The organism is Shewanella decolorationis S12 (assembly GCF_000485795.1).
GTDB lineage: Bacteria > Pseudomonadota > Gammaproteobacteria > Enterobacterales > Shewanellaceae > Shewanella > Shewanella decolorationis.
Window position 1 is genome coordinate 1 of the sequence record NZ_AXZL01000073.1, and the last position, 23,554, is coordinate 23,554.

A 23,554-nucleotide genomic window follows, 5' to 3' on the forward strand; every position below is an offset into this window, starting at 1 on the left:
GTGTTACATTGACTTAAAAGGGAATAACCATTTCTTCGTCAATGCGCCTTGGATTGAGATGCCTGTGAGGCTCTGAACTGATTAGATATTTAATGTGGTTGGTATTATTAAAAGCTCACATTAGCTCGTTCAATTTGACCAATTAAAAAAGCGCCCCGAAGTTCGGGGCGCTTTTTTATCAATACAGAGCGAGGATTAGGCCGTGGTGTTGATATTGTGGCCTGTATTTCCAACGGGTTGAGGTACGGCTGCGTTAATTAAATCAACGGCAATTTGACCTTCCGCCTTTTGCTGCTCCTTGGCTAACTGGGCCACTTTTACGCCAACGGCACCGTTTTCTAAGTTTGGCGTGATAGCTTGGGTGTTCAGTGAAATAGACATAACTAACCTCAATTGTAAGCTGAGTCTTTGTATCGGCAAGCTCAGGTTTTACTTTAGACCTTTATCCTGAGTTTGCCAATTCGAACCCCTGCTATTGCTTATGCCGCTTTATTCGCTTTTGCCGCGAGTAACTTACGGCTGAGTACTATGATGGCGGTTAAACCTAATGAGCCCAGAATTAATCCCAGTGCTAGCCCAACACTTTGCAGCGCTGTAGGATCTAACACTAGCGCAACCCCCATACCAAACATCATCACGCCCGACATCAGCTTGAGCGCTTGGCCCTCTTTTTCGGTCAGCTTGCGTTTGCCTAAGGTCGCACTAAACACAATCACAATAATCGCCAGTGGGATCACATAGACGATATTGTATAAAACCAAATACATATAGCGCTCGATGTCCGGCAGGTTATGCATGGATAGCACGCTGGTATAAATCATCGGGAAGCCCGCAGTGCAGAGTAGCTCGTAGGCGTTGGCTAAAATAGCCAGTACGGTTGAGCCGACAATCAGCGCGCCTAGGCTGCTGGAGTTCGACAGTTTGCCCATGCGTTTGATTAGGCTAGTGCGGTTTTCCGCCGACATTGACAGGGTTACTTCGCCCTTAGTGAAGAAGTAATCCTTCACGTTTATCGTACCTGCGATCAAGGCTAAGATCCCCGCGGCTAGAATGATCATCCCGCCATCGCTGCCCGCGCCTAACAGTTGGAAGATGTTTAGCCAGGCCGTCATAAACAGGAAGTAAATAAAGCCGGAGAAGAACACGAAGATCCCGCCAACCAACAGCATGCGGCTGCGGCTCTTAGCGTTAACCATAATCGACAGTAAAAACAGCAACACGAAGAAGGCGCAGGGGTTAAAGGCATCGACACCCGCCAGCACTAAGGTTAATAGTGGGAGCGACATAGTCTCGGGCGTGACTACACCCACAAGTGGTAATTCAACGGGTTGCACTTCGGCTTGATCGTTACTCGCAAGGCTGGTGGCATCGCAGGTGCCTTCACCTGAGTCGGTTCCACAGGTGCCAAACAGGGGCTCACTATTGGTCGGCGCTGTAGCCGTTGTCCCTGTGGTTGGCATATCCGCTTCACTCAGCTGGCCGCCAAGGGATAAGTAACAGTTCTTTAAGCGATTCACTAAAAACTCACCTGTCACCGCCTCGCTGGAATAACCGACAATTGCTTTCTCGCAGCTGGCCATATAAGGCACTGAGCGAGCCTCTGTCGTGGTTTTGGAGGCGATATTTTGCCAAATATCCTGCACGCCAGGAGCCGAAACCATATGGGATTCGAGTTCTATCCAAGGGTATTTCTGTGGCAGTGAGTCGATAAACGGATGGGCCTCGGCGCAGTGTGGGCAGGTTTTCGACCAAAAGAAGTAAAGCTTGATCTTCAGCTCACCTTGGGCGTTCACATAATGCCAAGTTTGGTCCGGGTTATTGGGCGTTTCGGCCCAACTTGATGTGCTCAACATGGCCAATGCTAAAGAACATAGCAGAGCGAATTTGGTTAAGTATTTAGTCATAGCGCCTCCACAATAGTGGGCATAATCTGTTTAAATGGTTTTCTGACTACTACTCTACTGATTTAGATCCCCTTGATTAAATTGAGCATTAAGAAATGTTAGTTAACTCGCGATTAGCTGGTTTTTGGGAAGTGAGGCAGGTTTATGGGAAGGGCGATTCGCGGCAGATAACTAAAAAGCACCCAGAGGTGCTTTTTAGACGATAGTGACTGTTGTCTTGTGGGCTTAGTTTAACACCGCGCCATTAACACTCAGTTTTACATCGATATTATTTCGTGTGGCGTTGGAGTAAGGACACACTTGATGGGCATGACGTACTAAGGCTTCGGCCTCGGCTTGGGGCAGTTCGAGATTGACCTCTAAAGAAACGGTTAAAGCAAAACCACCTGCATCATTGGCGCCAATGCCAACAACTGCGCTGACTGGTGCTTCAGTAATCGCCACTTTGCCAATTTTGGCGACATGTAAAACCGCATTAGAGAAACAGGCCGCATAACCCGCTGCAAACAGTTGCTCTGGGTTGGTTGCCAATCCACTTCCGCCCATTGCTTTGGGGTAGGCGAGCGCAACATCGAGTAAGCCATCATCGGTACTAACTTGGCCTTGGCGACCGGCTCTAGCGGTAGCACGGGTTTCATATAATGTTTTCATATTTCGATCCTCGTAGTGATAAAAAGTAATTTAAGTTGTGCACAATTTAATTGTGATAAACTATAATTCGATTTTTACCCTGAATGCAAGTATATTGTGCGCAATATATTTAAGTTTTTGGATAAACTATGCCTAACTCAGAGTTATCATCATTGGGAAATACCTCGCATACTGCTGAAAATACCCAAGCAGACAATGCCTTATGTTTAGAGAATCAGGTGTGTTTCTCTCTTTACAGCGCCGCCAATGCCATGGTGCGCGCCTATCGTCCTATGCTCGATAAGTTGGATCTAACCTATCCCCAATACTTGGTCATGCTAGTGTTATGGCAAGAGCAGGGGATCAGCGTGAAGACTCTAGGGGATAAATTGTTCCTCGATTCTGGCACGTTGACGCCCCTGTTAAAACGTTTAGAGTCGAAGGGATTGGTGAGTCGTGGACGCAGCGACCAAGATGAAAGGGTTCGGGTATTGTCTCTGACAAGTGCAGGGCAGGCGCTAAAGCTCGAGGCCAGTGAAATCCCGCATCTGATGCGCTGTAAAATCGGTGCTGAGATAGAAGATCTTAAGGCGCTAAAATCCATGTGTGACAAAGCCTTAAAGCAATTGCACGCCAGCATCGAATAGTGTGAAAGCCAATCTCTGATAGCAAGGGAGTGGAACATGGATAAACGCACCATTAAAGCGACGGAATGGATATAGACGATATGAGTTCATACGATATTGCGATTATTGGTGGTGGGATCAGCGGTGTCGGTATCGCCCAATACGCGGCGGCGGCGGGGTATTCGACCCTGCTTATCGAAAAAGGCGAGATTGGCGGCCAAACCTCGGCCAATTCCAGCAAGTTAATCCACGGTGGTTTGCGTTATCTCGAAAGCGGGCAAGTGAACCTTGTGCGTAAATCCTTGCAGGAGCGTCGCCATCTGCTCGACTTTGCGCCAAGCTTAGTCAAAGCCGTGCCTTTTTATATTCCCGTCTATCAAGACAGTCATCGTAACCCTTGGACAATTCGGGCGGGCTTGAGTCTGTACGCGCTACTCAGCGAATTTGATCCGCTTGGCCGCTTTGTATCTATTCCCGCCGTGCATTGGCATCGTTTTAACGGGCTTAAACTCCAAGGTTTGAAGGCCGTGTTCCAGTATTGGGACGCGCAAACCGATGATAAATTGCTTACCCAAGCGGTGGCTCGAAGTGCCGAGGCATTGGGTGCCCATGTGTATGCCGAGGCGGAGTTTTTACAGCTTAATCATCTGGGTGAGCAGATTGACCTAAGCTTTCGCCATCGCGGCGAAGTGCAACAGATTGAGGCTAAGCTGGTGATTAATGCCGCTGGTCCTTGGGTGAATGAGGTGCTGGCAAAGGTGTCACCGCCACTGGCTGGAGTCGAACTTGATTGGGTGCAGGGCGCGCATTTACTGCTGGATTTACCCGCCCCCGACGGCATCTTATATTTAGAATCTTGCTTCGATAAGCGGGTGATTTTTGTGATGCCTTGGTATGGTCAACTGCTAATTGGCACCACGGAAACCGAGTTAACATCCATAGATACGCCGCCCCAAGTAACTGAGTCTGAAATAAATTATCTATTAGGGATTTATCGACACTACTTTCCACTGTCGGCCTCGATTGATGAACTCAAAACTAAGATAGTGCAGACGTTTTGCGGCGTGAGGGTATTACCTAAGCAAGCGAGCTCAGCCTTTGAGCGGCCAAGGGATACTTTAATGCAAACCTCAGTTTCTCACCCAAGATTACTCAGTCTCTACGGCGGCAAGCTCACGACCTTTAGGAGTACTTCGGCCGAAGTGCTTGAGTGGGTTGAACAAAAACTCGGAAAACGCACTCCCATCGCCGATGTAGATAGCCTGAGATTAAGTTAATCTGAGCCGGACAATCGGCCAATGCTGCACTTCAAGGTGATTTTTCGGCGCAAAAACGCTAAAGTGTGGCGCTTTTTGACTGGGGCCTTAATGTGTTTGTTATGCTTCAGTTGTCATCCAAATTTCACTCGCCATCTCAATAGATAAGATAGACGGGCACTGCTGTGGGTACGATGCTGTGAGTACATTAGTACAATGTGGGTATTTTGAACGAGGCCAATGCCAATCCTGTCGCCATATTAAGCTCCCTATGGCGCAGCAACTGGCGGCTAAAACCCAAGAATTGCAGCAGTTGTTAGCGCCTTTTGTCGATAACGCCGAACCACAGTTTTTACCTCCAGTTGTGGGTGACAGCAGCGGTTTTCGTAACAAGGCGAAAATGGTCGCCTTGGGCGCTGCACATGCGCCTGTGTTGGGGATTGTTAGCCCCAGCGGCGAGGCGGTGAGCCTGTGTGACTGTCTATTGTATCCTGCTGATATGCAAGCCTTACTCCACCGTTTAGAGCGCTTTGTGCAGCAAGCGGGCATTCCGCCTTACCGTGTCGATAAGGCCAAGGGCGAGCTTAAATTTATCCTACTGACGCGCAGCCAAGTGCGCGGCGAGTATATGTTGCGGTTTGTGCTGCGCTCGCGGGATGCCATCGCCCGTATCGAGCGAGAATTGCCTGCGCTGATGGCGGAATATCCGCAGATCAAAGTCATCTCCGTCAATTTGCAACCTGTTCATATGGCTATCTTGGAGGGTGAGGAGGAAATTTTTCTCACCGAAAACACTCGCCTCGAAGAGCGCTTTAACGATGTGCCTTTGTTTATTCGTCCCAAGAGCTTTTTTCAAACCAATCCGCAGGTGGCGGCAAAGCTGTATCAAACCGCCCGTGAGTGGGTGGCCGACTTCGCGCCAGCTTCCCTTTGGGACTTATTCTGTGGTGTGGGCGGCTTTGGTTTGCACTGTGCTAGCAAAAACATCCCACTGATAGGGATTGAAATTGAAGCCGAAGCCATTGCCTGCGCTAAGATGTCGGCGCAGTTGATGGGATTGGATAAAGTAGAGTTTATGGCGCTCGATTCCACCGACTTTGCCAAGGGCGAGGCGGCGCAAACTAAGCCAGAGTTGATTATTGTCAATCCACCGCGTCGCGGGATTGGTGAGTCCCTGTGTCATTCCTTAAGTGAGTTTGCGCCTAAGGCGATTTTGTATTCCAGCTGCAATCCTAAAACCTTAGCCAAAGATCTCGGCCATATCCGTGGCTATCGGTTAACTAAGGTGCAGTTATTCGATCTCTTTCCCCACTCTGATCATTTCGAAGTGTTAGCCTTATTAGTCAAAGACTAAACCTCTGCACTCCATTACTCGGTATCAGTTTCAGTTTTGGCCGTTAAGGCATCGTCCCAGATAATGCTAATTTCAGCGCCGCCTAAGGTCTGTGAGCGGCTTAACTCCAGCGTGCCATAATGCCAAGTGGCGATTTTCTTGACGATATATAGCCCTAAACCATAGCCACTGGTATCGCTCTGCTGGCTATCCCGCTCGAAGGCTGCCACCAGTTTTTTGGCTTTGCCTTCAAATCCCGGGCCATCATCCTCGACACTGATCCGATTTATGCCTCCTTCCTGATAGAAGTGGACATGGATGTCATGCTGGGCGAAACGCATGGCATTTTGGACAAGGTTTTGAATCGCAATTGTCATCGCAATCGGGTCGAAGTGGGCCTGCCGCGCCTCATTGTGAAACACAATATTGAACTTAGGCAGGTAGATTGCATATTTGTGGGCCAACTTTTCCATAAATATGCTGATGACTTGGGACTCTTGGCTGAGGGGGGCCTCTTTATGCTCTAGGCGAGCAAAAGACAGATAATTCGCCGCTAGCTGTTCAATATCGTTAATGTCTTCATTTAAACGGTTTGCGTAATTTGTGTCTATTTGCGACCTGATTAGTTCAAGTGTAAAACGCATTCGGGCCAAAGGAGTACGAACCTCGTGGGAGATAGTGCGGGACAGCTCCTTATGCATTTGTACGAAGTCGACAATTTGGTGGCTGATGCTATTAAACACCTTAGCCAAGGGAAAAATGGTCGAATGCTTATTCGTTTCTAAGGGACGTTTACGGGGCAATTGCCCAAACTCAATTGCTGACTGTTGCAAATGGTGAAGATCCCGAAAAATGGGCCAGATCCATCCAAATGCAACTAAGCAAAGTGAAGAATATAATCCTAATAGAACTAAGCTAGTATTTTGTTCTTTAGGGGTTGATGTCTGTATGGGGCCTAACATTAATATGGCATTAGTTGTTTTATCTAGGCGATAGTAATAGAGATCATTATCACTATGACGCAGTGCGATGGTTGCCCCTTGCTGTAGAGAGGCATGTAAATCGGCGGGGAGGGAGAGTGAATCGGCGGTTATGCGCATTATTTGAGGAGTTTTTTTGTCGACTCGTAGCAGGTCATCGACATTGATTTGGTAACTGTATTCATCATCAGCGAAATGTTCGGCAAGCTCTCCAAAGCTCCAAATGACCAATCCACATGAGAGTAATAAAAATATAAATAAACGGTAGAACTGAAATTTCATGGGTCAGACTCTGCCTTGGATTGGCAAGTAGTTGAATAAATAACCCTTACCATGAATAGTTGTAATAGCTAATCCTGGCACATATAGCTCATCTAAGCGTTTACGCAGACGGCTAATTTTCAAGTCGATAGCCCTGTCTAAACCATCATACTCGCGGCCGACAAGTTGCTCGAATAAAAACTCCCGAGAGAGCACTTTCCCTGCATGTAAGGCGAAGATCCACAGTAAAGAAAATTCCTTAGTAGTGAAGGATAAGACTTCATCTCCTAGACGAACTTGCTGCAGGTTAGGGTCTAGGGATAAGTCGTGTATTTTGAGCTGACCTCGGCTAAGGGGATTATGCTGTTTCCTTAGAGTTGCTTTGATGCGTGCTAACAGTAGTGGTGGTACTACGGGTTTAAGTAAGTAGTCGCAGGCGCCTAGATTCAGGCCACGAATTTGATCGGTATGATTATCGAGCGCTGTCAGGAAGATAATCGGGCAGGGATAACTCGCGGCCAATTGTGGGTAAATACTAAAGCCATCTAATCCTGGTAACATGACATCACAAATAATTAAGTCAAAGTTATCGGTATCTCGCCTAGCTAAAGCATCCTCAGCATTATCAATGTGGATTGTCCTGTACCCTTCTTGAGTTAAATAAGTACAGACTAACTCTGCGAGGGGAATATCGTCTTCTACTAATAAAATCTGCGTAAGTGACTCAGGTGTTGGTGTACTTATCATAATAAGTTCCAATTTAGACCGCGGCGTCTTCTGGTGTTTGCTGGTTCAAATTTTGCGACTTTAACTAACGCCGTTGTAACTATCTGATTGTTTTTTAAATCCCTTAATTCAAACAGTGTGTCTTCTGCAATCGTTAGCTGAACCTGATATTTAAAATCGAGGCTATCGTTGAAACAGGCCAGTGCAGTGGTATGTTTTACTACCCAAAGGCACAGGGATTGTGGGACCTGTGATTGATACTCTATAAGTAGATCTAAGTGGCAGGTAGGTCTTTCTAAGGTAATTGCACAAGTGTCTGGTGTGATCCTGATCTCGTCGGCTAGTATGGATGAGCTGAGTAAACAGATAAGGGCTAAGCTGCAATAGGTACAATATGAGAACCAGAGTGAACCTAAACGATAGGGTTTAGAAGTCATAACTAATCCCTACAAACCCGGAGAAATAGCCTGCTTTATCAATTACCACACTATCAGTGATTTCTTGTCCCAACCCAGTATATTCGAGGATCCCAACAAAATTCACATTGTCAAAAATGGGCACATTGACAACGGTGCGTGCATGGTAATTGATGGTGGCCGAGGGGTGATATTTGGTACGCAGTGGACCTTCTTCGGCCTTGGTCAGTTTGTAGTAGTAACTTACGAGGTTTTCACTCTTTCGAATTGCCCCAATCTCAAAGCCGAGCGCACCCCAAGAAAACGCCTGACTGCGTTTGAGTCTAAGCTGGATCTCGTTACCTTGGTGAACGCCAGTAATATCGTGGAAGTAACCTATGCTGATATCGAGATAGGGCGTCACCCAAGTGGCATTGAGTCCACCTAGGTAGGAAAGATTGCGTTCAATTTCCTCGAATTTGACGACTTTAGGATTGATGGGCTGCTTCACTGGGGTATAACCTAAAATATCACTCAGTAATAGTTTATTCAGTCCATCGAATTCGTAGAAAAAACCATCCTCATTAAAACGCGTCTGTAGGTCGACAATAAAGCTCTCTGACTCGTACAGGCTGTAACCTAAGGTGAAGTTTTCGACATAAAAGTTCTCACCGTAGTAATACCAAGTGGGCAGTATCCAAGTGTTGATATTTTCAACTTTTGCCCTTGGGTTTTCGAGAGCACCATAACCTGCGGCAAGGGAAATCTGCCAGTCTCCGGCGGAAACTGTTTCAATTTCTTTAGCTTGCAGTGTAGTGCACCAACTCAGTAGTAGTACGAGCGGCAAACATTGTTTTCTGACGTTAACTGTCACTTCTTAGATAATCCCCAATGTTGTTTAAATGCATTGCTAAACCGCATTAAGACGAGCCTCAGCCTATCATTTTGTTCACAGAATTTAAGCATAATTATTCATAGTGCTACAAAATGCTACATCTGTGTCGGTAAGCTTTTACGTAATCAATGTGTTTTTGCGGTGTTGATAAGTTGTACAAAATGCTACGTAAAAGTGTTGCTGTTTTCTCCAGCTTGAATGCTTAGATGGTTGGCCGCTAGGCAGCTTGTCCGTGATAAACGGCTTGCGATAACAATAATGGAGAAAGCAAAGTGAAGCTTAAATTACTAACTTGTACTATTGCTGCCGCCCTTTATGGTGCTGGTGCTATGCAGGCTGCTGCTAGCATAGGCGATGTACATCAACTTAAAGGTTTGCAGTTAACACCAGAACAAATTGCAAAGTTAAACGCCCCCCAAGCCGAGATCGATGATTCGGCACAAGGGGTTGGGCTCAACCTTCAAATTACCCCTCAAGCTAACAAATTCGAATATGAGGAAGGTTTGACGGGTGAGCAAGTCTACATCGTTCGTTTAAACCAAAAACCACTGGCACAAGTGAGTACGGAACTGTTTGCAAGCAGCAATACCAGTAAAGCCGTTGCGAAATCGTCAAGCCAAAAATTATTCGTTGCCGGACAACCTGCAAGTAGTGCGGTAAAGAACTACCGTAGCCGCTTACTCGATAGCCAAAGACAAGTGATTGCTGACATTCAATCGACCGTCGGTGCGCGTCAGGTACGTCAACAATTTACTAATGCGGTCAACGGTTTCTCGATGGCGATGACTCAGGAAGAAGCGCAACGTGTGTCTCAATTGGCCAATGTCTCTTCTGTTCGTCGCTCGAAAAACTATGAGCTATTCTCGGATGCGGGCCCTGAGCTTATCCAAGCCGATAAGATTTGGTCGGGTGAAGCGACTGAAGCCGTGCCTTACAAAGGTGAGGGGATTATTGTTGGTATCGTCGATACTGGGATTAACTCAGATCACCGCTCATTTGCCGCTATCGGTGAAGATGGCTATAAGCACAGCAACCCTTGGGGCGCCGGTAACTACATAGGTGACTGTACCAAGAGCGGTTTCGAAACCATGTGTAACGACAAGTTAATTGGCGTTCGCTCTTATCCTGTGATTACCGATAACTTTACCAACGGTGCTTATGGAGCAACTCGTCCCGCCGTGGGTGAAGACTATCAAGGCCACGGTTCACACGTTGCTTCTACCGCAGCGGGTAACGTACTGTTCGATGTCGACTATATTAGCCCCGATGGCGGTAAAGCGGTATCCGATGGTTCTGTAATTAAACCAAAGTTATTCCCACGCATGAGTGGTGTTGCTCCCCATGCGAACATCGTCGCTTACCAAGTGTGTCATCCGGATAACCAGCTGAATGCAGGCTGCCCTGGTGAGGCGCTGATTGCGGGTATTGAAGATGCGATTAACGATGGCGTTGATGTCATCAACTTCTCCATCGGTGGCCAAGATTCAAACCCTTGGGTAGATGATGTGGAATTAGCCTTCTTATCTGCTCGCGAAGCCGGTATTTCTGTCGCGGTGGCGGCGGGTAACTCAGGTCAACCTACTGGTTATAAAGAATATTTTGGTGCAATCGACCATGCTTCACCTTGGTTAATGAACGTGGCGGCCAGCACCCATGCCCGTGAAGTGGAGATTGAAACTAAGCTGACGGATCCTATGGGCGGCAACGAAGCGCCAAAATGGAGCGAAATAGTGGGTGGTGCGATAAATAACCATTCAGTTACTGGTAGAGTGGTAAGGGCAAGTGACTATGGTGATGAATACTGTGCTAAACCTTTCCCGGCGGGCACCTTTGACCTGAAAGATGGCAACGGTAACCCAACGGATGTGATCGTCGTGTGTAAGCGTAACAGCTTATCAGACACTGCAGGTATTGCGCGTTCAGTGAAGGCTGACAACATCAAAGCGGGCGGCGCCGATGGCATGATCATGTATAACTATGCAAACGGTGATGCGTTAGTGCCTACGGCTTCTTACTCTGTTCCAAGTATCCATATTACCAAGGAAGAGTGGGACGGTCGTTACGATAACGGCATGGCGGGTTATGGACTAAGTGATTGGTTGGCTAAGGGCAGCAACCATGTACTGACTATTTCTGAAACGCAAATCGACCGTACCATCGACCCTGAGCGTGCCGATTGGTTAGCGGCGTTCTCCTCTCGTGGCCCAAGCCCTTCAACGCCTGAAGCTTTAATTCCCGCGGTTGCAGCTCCTGGTGTGAACATCTATGCGGCCTTTGCCGATGAACATCCATTTAGCGATTCGCCTGCATCGGGTGACTTTGCCTTCTTAAGTGGTACCTCAATGGCATCGCCACATGTGGCAGGTTCGATGGCGTTATTACGCCAAGCTCAGCCAAGTTGGAGTGCAACTGAAATTCAATCGGCATTGGCGATGACGGCTGAAAACAAAGTGCAATACTATCGCTTGGATGACAAGAATGGCGATGTGGCATTAGCCTCAACCTACCGTGCGGGTACTGGTCGTATCAACGTGGCCAATGCGGTGAATGCGGGCTTCGTAATGGATGAAACCGTCGATAACTTCAAGGCGGCGGATCCACACAATGGCGGCGCGGTTCATAAGTTGAACATCCCACAATTAGTGAACTTCGAATGTAAGCCTAAGTGCCAATGGATCCGTACCATTAAGGCGACCAAAGACGGTACTTGGAGCGTCACTAACGGTGATGTGATCAACTGGAGTGTGGATTCACGTTCACAGTTAGTCCAAAACGGCGTGTCGATTAAGGTGTCACCAAGCGAGTTTACCTTAGCGGCGGGCGAGAGCATGGATATCGTGGTTGAAGCATCAATCATGGATACCCAAGATTGGTTTAGTAACGCCGAAGTTGAGCTGCATTCAAACCTGATCTTCACCGAAGCGAGCGGCAAAGCCTCAGAAGCGCATTGGCCAGTAGTCTTTAAATACGACAAAAACGGCATGCCAGGACGCTTAAGTGCAGTGGCTCACCGTAACAATGCCAATGCTGTTATCAAAGGTATTGATTTACCAGAGGGTGACAACATCCATGGCCGCATCTTCAGTCCAGTGAAAGCGGATGTGAAAACAGTGGTGCTGCCAAAGGATGACGATGGCAACTTCCCTTGGGCAAGCAATACCGATTTAACGATCCCGATGGATCAGCGTGTCGACGAAGCGACTCATGTGGAAATGATTGATGTGCCTGCCAATGCGCGCCGTTTAATCGTCGAATCATTCGGTACGACTAAGTCAGCGATTCTCGAGAATTTAGACAAAGGTAACCTCATTGTTTATGTCGGTAAGGACTATAACGGTAACGGTAAGGCCGATCCTTTCGAAGAATTACTCTGCGTGTCTAACCACATCCAATACAACAACTTCTGTAATATTAACCAACCAGAAGAAGGCCAGTATTGGGCGTTGTTCTACAACCCAAGAAAAGGCACTGCTGCGAACAGCTATTACAACGCGATGGAAGAAACCTTCCAATATGCGACGACTATCGTTACCGATGACGTTGCGAGCGATATGAGCGTTGAAGTACCTGCGAGCAATGGTCGCGATCCTGTTGATATTAAAGTTAATTGGGATATGCCAGAGATGAAAGAAGGTGACGTGTATTACTCGTTACTGGATTTCGGAACCTCTGAGGTGAACGCGGGGAACATTGGTAAAGTCGCCTTTAAACTCGAGCGCGGCATCGATGATGTGCACTTAGACGCCACCCAAACGGCGGCAGTAGCGGGTGACCAAATTCCATTTACCTTCGAGGTACAACCTAACGACTCCGGCGTTGACCGTGCATTTAGCATAGTTGCGAACATTCCGGCTGGATTAAGCCTACGCCCTGAAGATGTACTGACTTCTTCGAGCGCTATCGTTAAGGATGTGAAACTGGAAAATGGCAAACTCACTATCAGTGGTATTCAACCCGATACCAGCGATCTTGAGCCTCGTTACAACGTCACCACTAACATTGATGACGCTATGTGCCGTACGCCAAACTTTGGTAACAAGAAGCCGGGCGGATACGTGAACTTAGAAGAGTTTGCTATCTACCCAATCTTCAGTGGTTTTGCGCCTGTTGAGTATGGCTCTAACGGTAAAGCTTTGAGCGGTAAGGATAATAACATCCTATATCGCAACGGTATTACCTTACCAATCAGCACTGTGTTTGGTGGTACTTACGATCGCTTCCACCTGTATAACAACCAAGACCAAATCAACATCTATAAACAAAACTCACTGGATATTCGTGGCCACGGTATCGTGTCCTTATTCCAAGGACAGCCGTTCTTCTATCCATACCATGACATCTTCCCGTACAACAGCTTCCCATACGCCGCTATCGGTATGCTGTGGCGTGGATTTGGTCTGGGTGCCGGAGCGACGCAAGCCATCCTAAGTGCGCCATTGATCAATACTTCAGCTGAACGTGCGGGTATCTCTATCGCGAGTACTCAAACGGGTTGGGGTATCTTGGAATACGATAATGCTCGTTCTTACAAGCCATTAGGATACGATGCAAACCGTGTTTACCAATGGGAAGAGAAGGACGATAGATTCGACTTCGAGCTTATCTTCAACGTAAACACCCGCTTTGGTGACGGTGAGTACGAGATGATGATGGCCTACGACAATATCAACTTCGGTTCACAAGATGGTCGTGGCTCTATCGGTCTGCAAGGCTTCCAAGGCGGTCTATATGCCTATGGCCCACTGCAGAAATATCTCGGTGAGCAATACGCCTTCGATAACCTGAAGGACAAAATCAGCAATGGTCTTGTGATTTGTTACGACTACGTTGGCCCAGAGTCATCACAATTTGAAGTGACGGCTTGGACGACAGTTAAAAACACTGCTGCAGGCCAAGTGCTGACGGTTGATGCGGTTAGCCAAGTCGATGGTATGGCTGATATCAATATGAGCCACAGTGTAACTGTGCCATCCAACATCAGCATTGGTGCGATTGCCGACCAAACGATTGCGGAAAACACGAGTTTAGAAGGCTTGAAAGTCATTTATGCCGACGAGCAAAACAGCGTGAACAAGATCACCGTAACGGGTGAGCACATCAGCGCTGTGGTGAATGGCAACACTTCAGGTTCAACTATCACTATTACACCAGAAGCTAACTTCCACGGTGACGTAGAAGTCACAGTAACTGTGAGTGATGTGGAAAACCCAGCCGATGCAGCGAGCACCAGCTTTATGCTGACCGTTGAATCCGATGGTGTTGAACCACAACCACCTGTAGTAACACCTGAACCTGAGCCGGAAACAAATAAGGATAGTGGTGGTGCACTCGGTGGGCTCACTATGTTGTTGGCGCTCGGTGCAATGAGCAGAAGGAGAAAACATCACTAGATTGTTTATTAAAAAATAGTCAATTATTAATCCTGAATTTAGGATGCCGGCAAATGGATTTTGCCGGCTTTTTGCTTTATGGGGATGGATAACTGCTGATTTTGCTTTCATCAAAATGTCTTTTTAATGGCATAATCTTGCTTATTTTATGCATCGAAAGGCAAAGCATATGCTGCAGATATTCTTACGTTTTTTTACCCTTGGGCTGATGAGCTTTGGCGGGCCTGCTGCACATATCGGCTATTTTCGACAAACCTTTGTCAACGAACTCGGCTGGCTTGATGATAAACGCTATGCCAGCTTAGTTGCTTTAAGCCAATTTATGCCGGGTCCAGGCTCGAGTCAGGTGGGATTTGCTATTGGTTATCATCGCGGTGGATTACTTGGGGCCATAGCCGCCTTTGCCGGATTTACCTTGCCTTCCTTTGTATTGATGTATTTGCTTGCTGTAACCACCGCCGCTTGGTTAGGTAACGATTATATGCAGGGCATAGTTCATGGCTTAAAGCTGTTGGCTGTGGTCGTGGTTGCAGAAGCTGTGCTGGCGATGTTTAGCCAGTTTTGCCAGCGTAAAACCGCGCGTTTATTGATGCTTGGCTGCGCCGCGAGCATACTGATTTTCCCGTTCTTGTGGACCCAAATTGCGTTGTTAATCCTTGCCGCGCTTTTAGGCTTATCGTTTTTGAGTGCAACCGAGAGCGAGCCTCAAAAACCTGAACCCATTCGCTTGAATTACCTTAGCCTAGCTATATTTATCGCCTTGTTTGTGGCGAGCTTTTTTGCCTTAAATCTTGGCGTTGAAGCGGGGATCTTTGGTGAGTTTTATCGCGCTGGCAGCTTAGTCTTCGGTGGCGGTCATGTGGTGCTACCTCTGCTTGAGACTGCGGTCGGCGATTCTCTGAGTAGCGATCGCTTCCTCACCGGATACGCCTTTGCCCAGGCTATGCCTGGGCCTATGTTCACCTTTGCCACCTTCCTTGGCGCAGAAATGATGCTAGACAATCCCTTTGTCGGCGCGGCTATCGCAACGCTTGCTATCTTCTTGCCGGGATTTTTATTGATGCTGGTGGGCTTAAAGAGTTGGCATGCGATTGCGGCCAGGCCCAAGATTGCCGGCATGCTTGCTGGTGTAAATGCCTGTGTGGTGGGATTGTTAGCGGCGGCACTATATCAACCCGTATTCAGCCAAGGGGTATTGTCTGCTGTGGATATGGCGTTGGTTTTGCTCGGTTTTGGTGCATTAAAGATCTTCAAACTGTCGATGTTATTATTGGTAGTCGGCTTTAGTGTTTGTGGTATGGCTTTGATAGTATTGATGTAATGCAAGGCGAAGGTAATTTTTACAAATTAAAGGAAATTTTGTTAACTCTAACTCTGAGTGATTGCACCTTTTTGGCTATACTTCAACCAGATAAAAAATATAACCCGATTTAATCTGGAGTAAGCAAGCATGTCGAATTTAAGCCTGCGTAACAAATTACTGCTGTTATCTTTATTTCCCCTCGTATTGACCTTACTCGTGCTCATGGTGGTTTCTTATTATGTTGAGCAGGAGTCCCTCTCGGAAGAAGTTGTGACCTTTAAAACTAAATTGGTCGGTGAACGGAAGCAACAAATCAAAGAAGCCACTGAGATTGCCGCTGGAATCGTGCAATACCAATTGTCATTGAAAGATAAAGGGAATGTGAATCAAGCCCTGCGGGATATTCGTTTCGGTACTGCTGGCTATTTCTTTATGTACGACTCTCAAGGGAAAAATATTTTCCATGCCCTAATGCCAAATCTTGAGGGGCAGAACAAAATCGATATGACTGACCCACGGGGTACTAAGATCATTGTCGGTTTGCTGGATGCGGCCAAACGCGGTGACGGTAACTTTTCCTATTACTATCAAAAGCCTAATACTAACGAGCAAATCGAGAAGATTAGCTATGTGATGATGGTTCCTGGGACTGACTGGATGTTAGGTACTGGTGCTTATATCGATGATATTGAAGCCGTGGTGGAGGATTACCGCCAAACTGTTACCGAGCAGATGACAGATAAGTCCTACATGATCCTATTAATTGCCCTCGTGCTGACGGGGATTACCGCCTTTATTATCATGGTGGCCGCCCATCGTATGGTGATACCCATTAAAAATATGGCCGTTAATCTTAATGATATTGCCAAGGGGGAAGGGGATTTAACTAAACGCTTAACCGTGAAGGGCGAGGATGAAATTGCTCAGTTAGGTCAAGCCTTTAACTTGTTTGTCGATAAACTTCAAACCATTATCGGCGATGTGGCAAACGCCACGGCTAAAGTGAAATCCGCCGCCAATGCGATTCACGATCAAACCAAAGTGATGTCTAGCCAACTGCTTAGCCACAACAACGAGACAGACCAAGTGGTGACGGCCATTACCGAGATGTCATCTACCGCGAGTGAAGTGGCGCAAAATACCACCCAAGTTGCCGAGGCGACCCAAGCGGCAACAGGTGATGTGGCTAATGCTCAGCGTTGTGTTGATGCTTCACTCGAAGAGATTGCTGGACTGATGTCGCAAATCAATAATGCCGCGGGCAGTATTAAGTCTCTAAGCGAGCAATCGCAAAAGATTAACAGTGTGCTGTCGGTCATTGGTGGCATTGCCGAGCAAACTAACTTACTAGCATTGAACGCGGCGATTGAAGCGGCACGTGCTGGTGAGCAGGGCCGTGGCTTTGCCGTGGTGGCCGATGAAGTGCGTAATCTTGCCAGCCGGACTCAGGCAAGTACCTTAGAAATCAACGAAATGCTATCAGAGCTCCATAAGCTGGTGGCTATAGCGGTAAAAACCATGGACGAGAGTCAACAGAGCTGCGTACGTTCAGTGGATTCTTCCCGCGCTATTTCCGAAAGCTTAGGATCTGTGACATCGGCGGTCACAGCGATTAACGATATGAGCACACAGATTGCGACGGCGGCGACCGAGCAAAGCTCTGTGACCGAAGAAATTAACCGTAATGTTTATGCTATTCAAGAAATCGTCAACGAGCTGCTGCATTCCAGTGAAGATGCGGCCAGAGTAAGCCAAACCGTATCGCAGGAAGGCATTAACCTTGGCAAGTTGGTTGGGCAGTTTAAAATTTAATACTGATTTATTATTGGGTTATAAAATAAAACGGGAGATAACATCTCCCGTTTTTAATATTTATCTTTGGGCTTAACCTTGATGTACTGTCATGCCCAAGCCTTAAGCTGTTTCATTAATGTTCGCAGTCACCTTTTCAGCCCTGACTGCACAGACCTTATATTCGGGAATATAAGCCACAGGATCTAAGGCATTGATTGTGAGTTTATTCGCGGCGGCCTCGACAAAATGGAACGGCAGGAACAGCACGCCCGCTTGCGCGCGTTTAGTCACAAAGGCATCGATTTCAATCTCACCGCGGCGGGTGGTGAGGCGAAGTTTATCGCCATTCTTTATCCCGAGTTGCTCTGCATCATAGACAGAAATCATCACTTTAGGTGCACCAAGTAAGTCCAGCCCGGGCGTTTTGCGCGTTAAGGTGCCCGTGTGGAATTGCTCCAATAAACGCCCCGTCGAGAGCGTCAGTGGATACTCGTTGCAGGGCATTTCAGCAGGTAGGCGATAACTGACAGGCGTAAATAAGCCTAAGCCTCGAGTGAATTGGCTCTGATGCATAATCGGTGTTCCGGGATGGGTTTCATCTGGACAAGGCCATTGAATACCTTGAGAAATCTTACCATCTGCATCGACACTTAATCTGTCCCAACGAATGCCGCGATATTGCGGAGTGAGCTCGTTGATCTCGTGCCAGATGGTTTCCTCGTTGGCATAGTCCCAGCCTGCGCCCATGGCGTTAGCGACGGCTTGCACTATCTGCCAATCGGGTAAGGCTTCACCCGGAGAGGCGAGTGCTTGTTCGAGTCGCTGTACTCGGCGTTCGGTATTGGTAAAGTGGCCGCGTTTTTCCACAAAAGCAGCGGCGGGTAATACCACATGGGCAAGCTCGGCCGTCTCGGTTAAAAAGATATCCTGTACCACCAGAAACTCAATTTTGCTCAAGGCATTAAGTACATGGGCTTGGTCGGGATCGCTGAGCACGGGATTCTCCCCCATCACATATAAGGCCTTAATTTTGCCCTTGGCAATATCGTGCATCATATGAGTGGCGGTGACGCCAATCTCCCCCGATAACGGCGTTTGCCAGTGGTTTTCGAAACGCATTCTGGCATGAATATCCGTGACCTTTTGGTAACCAGTAAAGTAGTTGGGCAGTGCGCCCATATCGCAGGCGCCTTGAACGTTACTCTGGCCGCGAAGTGGATTTATACCCGCGCCAGACACACCAATATTGCCGCAAAGTAACTGCAAATTAGAGATGGCGGTGACGTTATCGTGCCCCGTCGTATGCTGAGTGATACCCATGGCGTAGTAAACCGCGGTCTTTTTGGCTGTGCCTATGGTGCGTGCGAGGCGGGCAATGTCTTCGGCTTTTACGCCCGTGATAAGCGCCGCGTTTTCGAGGGAATAATCCTGCTTGGCTAACTCTGCATAGAGGGCCTCAATACCTTCGGTGCGCTGGGCTATATAGGCTTTATCCTGCCAATCGTGGCGAATAATTTCTGCCATGATGGCGTTGAGCAGCATCACGTCCGTGCCCGGTCTGTGAGCGACATACAGCTCGGCTTTTTCGGCAATGCCAACCCGCTTTGGATCGGCGATCAGTAAACGCGCACCGTGCTGCATCACCGCTTGCTGGATTTTCGAGGCGATAATCGGATGGGCGCAGGTGGTATCCGACCCTAAGACAAAGATGACGTCCGAGTCCTTGATGCTCGGAATATCATTGGTCATGGCGCCACTACCAATGCTCTGCTGCAAGCCCGTTACCGTCGATGAGTGGCAGAGGCGAGCGCAGTGATCGATATTGTTGGTGCCAAGGACGCTACGAATAAACTTTTGCAGCACAAAGTTATCTTCGTTGGTGGCCTTGGCAGAGGCGAGACTTGCGAGGGCATTGCTGCCATCTTTTTGTTTTATCTCACTTAAGCGTTTTGCTACATAGTCGATGGCTTCGGGCCAACTACAAGGTTGTAGCTCGCCGTTTTTACGGATCAGTGGCGTAGTAAGACGTTTGTCGCTGTGAATAAAATCGAAACCAAAACGTCCTTTAACACATAACATGCCTTGGTTAACGACCGAGTCTTTATTGCCTTCAATGTGGCGAATGCGATTGGTGCTAGGGTCGATTTTAAGGTCGAGACGACAGCCCACGCCGCAGTAAGTACAAATCGTCGAGGCGGTTTTTAACTCTGTACAATCCCCTTGGCGTTTATCTCGGGCATCGACCAGTGCGCCTGTCGGACATACTTGCACACAGTTACCACATTGCACACACTGGCTATCGGCCATACTCGCACTAAAGCCGACTCTCGGCGCACGGCGCTCAAGGGTTTGGCTAATTTCTTGCGGCAGCGCCTGGTAGGAATCTTGGCTAAATTGGATGGCGCAGTGGCCACTCTGCTGCTGACACACATCGACGCATTTACCGCAGCTAATACAGCGGTTGGCATCGAATTGAATAAAGGGTGCGCTCTTATCCACACTGAAATGCCGTGCATTTTCAGTGGCTAAGCTTTTGGCCTCGACACCGTAATCCGTGGCGTAATCCCTCAGCTTACAGTCGGTATTGGCCTGACAGGCGCACTCGAGGCAACGCGCCGCCTCTTGCATGGCGGCATCGGCGGGAAAGCCTAACTCAACTTCACTGTAATTCAGCAGCCGTTGCAGCGCCGTGAGTACAGGCATTTTCAAGCGGGGCTGGCGCGGGGTATGGGGATAAAGCCTTGACCCTGCTTTTGAGCTTGTTTCGGTTTGCTTAAGGGCGCTTGGAATGAGGGCGTTTGGAATGGTTTTAACCGAGTTAAACTCATGGGCATGTAAATCGCAGCTAAGGCCAATTTTTAGCATTTTATCAATGGCTTTTGCTGCTTTTCTACCATCACCAATGGCGGCAACGGCGGTGGCCGGGCCGCGGCGGGCATCGCCCATCACAAACAGTTTTTCGACTCCCGATGACATGGTTTGCTCACAACCCATTAGCGTGTTCCAACGGCTCAGCGCCAGTTCACCTTGGCTGAGTTGCCCCATAGGATCCTGCATAAAACTCAGATCCGGCGCTTGAGAGACGGCAGCGATAACGGTATCGAAGGCCTCGGTAAAGGTTTCTCCCGTGTCCACAGGCGCGCGTCTGCCCGAGGCATCGGCTTCGCCGAGCGCCATTTTGCTAAAGGTGACCGACTGTACTCGTCCGTTATCATCACTATGATTTTCAATGGGATTGGTTAAAAAGTGGAATTTCACGCCTTCGACTTCTGCCTCGTGTACTTCGTAGGCTTCTGCGGGCATTTCGGCGCGGGTACGGCGGTAGATTAAGGTGACATCGCAGCCTTCACGCACCGCGGTGCGGGCGCAGTCGATAGCGGTGTTGCCGCCGCCAATGACGGCGACTTTCTTACCCAACTTCAATTGTTTGTCGAGGCAATGATCCTTAAGAAAATCCACCCCAAGGTAACAGCCCGCAAGCGTTGAGCCTTTATAGTGCATAGGCACCGCCTTTTGGGCACCGATGGCGAGGCACACTGCATCGAAATCGGCGACTAGCTGGGCTAAGTGAATTTCATGGCCGAGGCGAGTATCGGTATGAATGATTAACCCATTACGGCACAGCAGCTCGATTTCTTTATCGAGAATCGCCTTGGGTAAACGGTATTCGGGGATCCCGTAGCGCAGCCAGCCACCCGCCTGGGGCATGGCCTCAAATATCTCAACACTATGACCTTGGTTTGACAGGTAATAACCCGCGCTTAAACCCGCGGGGCCCGCGCCAATAATGGCAATTTTCTTGCCTGTGTCTGCGAGGCGTGGTGGTTGATAACTGCCGCCTTGTTCATCGTCGGCCAAGTCTAAATCGGCGGCGTGGCGCTTAAGTTGACGAATGGCAATGGGGTCATCGACGAGGCCGCGGCGGCATTCGCTTTCGCAAAACGCAGGGCAGACTCGGCCGATCGATAGCGGTAGCGGCAGGGTGTCTTTAATGACTTTAATCGCTTGGGTGTGGTCACCTTGGGCAATGTGGTAGAGGTAACTTTGCACATCGACGCCCGCAGGGCAGGCCTGTTGGCAGGGAGCCTCACAATCGGCAAAGTGGTCACTTAAAATTGTGCTCAGTGCCGCTTGGCGTTGTTTAGTCAAATATGCCGATTGGGTGATGACCTTCATGCCCGCTTCGGCGGGCGTTTCACAGGCTTTAACACAGCGTAGGCTGGCATCAGTATTTTCGATTTGCACTAAGCAGAGGTTGCAGTCCTGCTTATTGGCGTTAGGCGCTGCGCCCAATTGCCGTGTCGCATCCGTTGGATCGCATAGGCTCGGAATGGCTATGCCGGCCTTACGGGCCGCCTGTAATAGGTTATCGCTCGGCTCGGCCGTGACGCTGTGATTGTCGATGTTAAGTTCTATCATCCCAAGGCCTTTTGTATTTGTAGGGTGCTTGCTGCTTGGCAGGCTTAAGGTGGATTTGAGTATAACTAGAGCGCTTTAGAAGACGCTTATGGGCGGGGGAAGTTTGACGCTAAATTGCTGTTGTTATCACAAACCCGTGTCAGACTGTGCGCTGGAGAGGGTTTGCTGGTGGAAAGTTGTGATTTGTTTGGTATTTTGTATTGGATTTATCTGTATCTCGTTTAATCCTTTAAGATTTTTAGTGATTATCACTGTTTAGCTTGTTCAATTTTATGCTGAATAGAAGCGTTAAACGGGTTATTTCATGTAAGATCACAGTCTTAACTCGGCTTTGTCTGTTAATCTGCTGGCGCCAGCGGTGTTTTTTATGGTGATAAAATCGCAGCGAAACGCCATCACGCCCTAGGTTTACCAGCGTTGTTAGGTTAAAATGCGCGGTTGCAATTACCGTTAAGCGCCGCCTCCTTTGATGGAAACTCCATTGAAACGGCAAAAATAAAGCGAAGTTAAAAATCCATGTTTGAAGTTAATCCAGTAAAATTCAAAATTAAGGAGCTTGCCGAGCGTACGCAGCTTCTTAGGGGGTATCTTTGACTACGATGCTAAGCATGAGCGTCTAGAAGAAGTCAGCCGTGAACTTGAAAGTTCTGAGGTGTGGAACGAGCCAGAACGTGCTCAAGCCCTAGGTAAAGAGCGCGCCAGCCTCGAAGCCGTTGTCAAAACTATCGATGATATGGACGCAGGTCTAGAAGACGTTGAAGGTTTGCTAGAGCTTGCCATCGAAGAAGAAGACGAAGACACCTTCAATGAAACCACCAAAGAGCTGGATTATTTAGAGAGCCGTTTGGCCGAACTCGAATTCCGCCGTATGTTCTCTGGTCAACATGATGCCTCCGATTGTTACTTAGACATTCAATCGGGCAGTGGCGGTACAGAGGCACAGGACTGGGCCAACATGGTACTGCGTATGTACCTGCGTTGGGGCGAAGCCCACGGATTCAGCCCTGAGCTGATGGAAGTCACCGACGGTGACGTCGCCGGCATTAAGGGCGCGACCATTAAATTTACCGGTGAGTATGCGTTCGGTTGGTTACGCACCGAGACGGGGGTGCACCGTTTAGTGCGTAAATCGCCATTCGACTCATCGGGCCGTCGCCATACTTCTTTCTGCTCGGTATTCGTTTACCCAGAGATTGATGACGATATCACCATTGACATCAATCCTGCTGACTTACGTATCGACGTATACCGCGCCTCGGGTGCGGGTGGTCAGCACGTTAACCGAACAGAATCAGCGGTACGTATTACCCACTTACCGACCAACACGGTAGTGCAGTGCCAGAACGACCGTTCACAGCACAAGAACAAAGATTCGGCGATGAAGCAGTTAAAAGCCAAACTGTTCGAATTAGAAATGCATAAGCAAAATGCGGAAAAGCAAGCGGCCGAAGATGCCAAGTCTGACATCGGTTGGGGCAGCCAAATTCGCTCTTATGTATTGGATGATTCCCGTATTAAAGACTTACGCACTAGCGTGGAGACGCGCAATACCCAAGCGGTACTCGATGGCGATCTGGACAAGTTTATCGAAGCCAGTTTGAAATCAGGGCTGTAATTAATTCAAAGGTATAGACGAGAAATA

At 48.3% G+C, this 23,554-nt stretch carries 15 protein-coding genes; 7 read left to right on the forward strand and 8 right to left on the reverse strand.

Annotated elements, in window-relative coordinates; translation table 11 throughout:
- Positions 1 to 195: 195 nt before the first annotated feature.
- From SHD_RS15935 to ohr, 3 genes are all read right to left on the reverse strand, one after another.
- Complete coding sequence (locus SHD_RS15935) at positions 196 to 381, reverse strand: hypothetical protein (RefSeq protein WP_023268062.1); 186 nt, start codon at positions 379 to 381, stop codon at positions 196 to 198.
- 98 nt (positions 382 to 479) lie between these two features.
- Entirely contained in the window at positions 480 to 1,904 is a 1,425-nt protein-coding gene (locus tag SHD_RS15940; protein ID WP_039978550.1) for a cytochrome c biosynthesis protein, read from the reverse strand.
- A gap of 225 nt (positions 1,905 to 2,129) precedes the next feature.
- Positions 2,130 to 2,555: an organic hydroperoxide reductase Ohr gene (gene ohr / locus SHD_RS15945; protein ID WP_023268064.1), complete on the reverse strand. Its 426-nt coding sequence runs from the start codon at positions 2,553 to 2,555 to the stop codon at positions 2,130 to 2,132.
- A 128-nt stretch (positions 2,556 to 2,683) separates the two neighbouring features.
- Between ohr and ohrR the strand changes: the two genes are divergently transcribed.
- The 3 genes from ohrR (at position 2,684) to rlmC (ending at position 5,770) form a co-directional block, all read left to right on the forward strand.
- Complete coding sequence (ohrR, locus tag SHD_RS15950; protein ID WP_023268065.1) at positions 2,684 to 3,181, forward strand: transcriptional regulator OhrR; 498 nt, start codon at positions 2,684 to 2,686, stop codon at positions 3,179 to 3,181.
- Between the two features lie 80 nt (positions 3,182 to 3,261).
- Positions 3,262 to 4,437 carry a glycerol-3-phosphate dehydrogenase/oxidase gene (locus SHD_RS15955; RefSeq protein ID WP_039978600.1) on the forward strand — a complete coding sequence of 392 codons (1,176 nt, stop codon included), beginning with the start codon at positions 3,262 to 3,264 and terminating at the stop codon, positions 4,435 to 4,437.
- Positions 4,438 to 4,615: 178 nt separating this feature from the next.
- Positions 4,616 to 5,770, forward strand: a complete 1,155-nt coding sequence (gene rlmC, locus SHD_RS15960) for a 23S rRNA (uracil(747)-C(5))-methyltransferase RlmC (protein ID WP_039978551.1) — start codon at positions 4,616 to 4,618, stop codon at positions 5,768 to 5,770.
- A gap of 14 nt (positions 5,771 to 5,784) precedes the next feature.
- On the opposite strand, the gene SHD_RS15965 is transcribed toward rlmC, so the two are convergent.
- From SHD_RS15965 to SHD_RS15980, 4 genes are read right to left on the reverse strand one after another with little or no spacing between them, the layout of a single operon-like run.
- A complete protein-coding gene (locus SHD_RS15965) occupies positions 5,785 to 7,011 on the reverse strand; it encodes a sensor histidine kinase (RefSeq protein ID WP_023268068.1) in 1,227 nt (408 codons plus the stop codon).
- A gap of 3 nt (positions 7,012 to 7,014) precedes the next feature.
- A complete protein-coding gene (locus SHD_RS15970; protein ID WP_023268069.1) occupies positions 7,015 to 7,737 on the reverse strand; it encodes a response regulator transcription factor in 723 nt (240 codons plus the stop codon).
- Positions 7,734 to 8,153, reverse strand: coding sequence for a DUF3019 domain-containing protein (locus tag SHD_RS15975; RefSeq protein WP_039978552.1), 420 nt, complete (start codon positions 8,151 to 8,153; stop codon positions 7,734 to 7,736). The genes SHD_RS15970 and SHD_RS15975 overlap by 4 nt, the downstream gene beginning before the upstream one ends.
- Positions 8,143 to 8,985 (reverse strand): MipA/OmpV family protein, encoded by an 843-nt coding sequence (locus SHD_RS15980; RefSeq protein ID WP_023268070.1) that lies wholly within the window; start codon positions 8,983 to 8,985, stop codon positions 8,143 to 8,145. Before SHD_RS15980 ends, SHD_RS15975 begins: the two co-directional genes overlap by 11 nt.
- Positions 8,986 to 9,278: 293 nt before the next feature.
- Between SHD_RS15980 and SHD_RS15985 the strand changes: the two genes are divergently transcribed.
- The 3 genes from SHD_RS15985 (at position 9,279) to SHD_RS15995 (ending at position 17,511) form a co-directional block, all read left to right on the forward strand.
- Positions 9,279 to 14,396: a S8 family serine peptidase gene (locus SHD_RS15985; RefSeq protein ID WP_023268071.1), complete on the forward strand. Its 5,118-nt coding sequence runs from the start codon at positions 9,279 to 9,281 to the stop codon at positions 14,394 to 14,396.
- A gap of 169 nt (positions 14,397 to 14,565) precedes the next feature.
- On the forward strand, positions 14,566 to 15,717 hold the full coding sequence (chrA, locus tag SHD_RS15990; protein WP_023268072.1) for a chromate efflux transporter: 1,152 nt from the start codon (positions 14,566 to 14,568) through the stop codon (positions 15,715 to 15,717).
- A gap of 129 nt (positions 15,718 to 15,846) precedes the next feature.
- Positions 15,847 to 17,511 carry a methyl-accepting chemotaxis protein gene (locus SHD_RS15995; protein ID WP_023268073.1) on the forward strand — a complete coding sequence of 555 codons (1,665 nt, stop codon included), beginning with the start codon at positions 15,847 to 15,849 and terminating at the stop codon, positions 17,509 to 17,511.
- Between the two features lie 102 nt (positions 17,512 to 17,613).
- On the opposite strand, the gene fdhF is transcribed toward SHD_RS15995, so the two are convergent.
- Positions 17,614 to 21,912 (reverse strand): formate dehydrogenase subunit alpha, encoded by a 4,299-nt coding sequence (fdhF, locus tag SHD_RS16000; RefSeq protein ID WP_023268074.1) that lies wholly within the window; start codon positions 21,910 to 21,912, stop codon positions 17,614 to 17,616.
- A 516-nt stretch (positions 21,913 to 22,428) separates the two neighbouring features.
- Between fdhF and prfB the strand changes: the two genes are divergently transcribed.
- Positions 22,429 to 23,527, forward strand: a protein-coding gene (prfB, locus tag SHD_RS16005) for a peptide chain release factor 2 (protein ID WP_161629216.1) whose coding sequence is annotated in 2 segments (ribosomal slippage) — positions 22,429 to 22,503 and positions 22,505 to 23,527 — 1,098 coding nt in all. Because the reading frame shifts where the segments join, the coding sequence is not laid out codon by codon here.
- Positions 23,528 to 23,554: the final 27 nt, after the last annotated feature.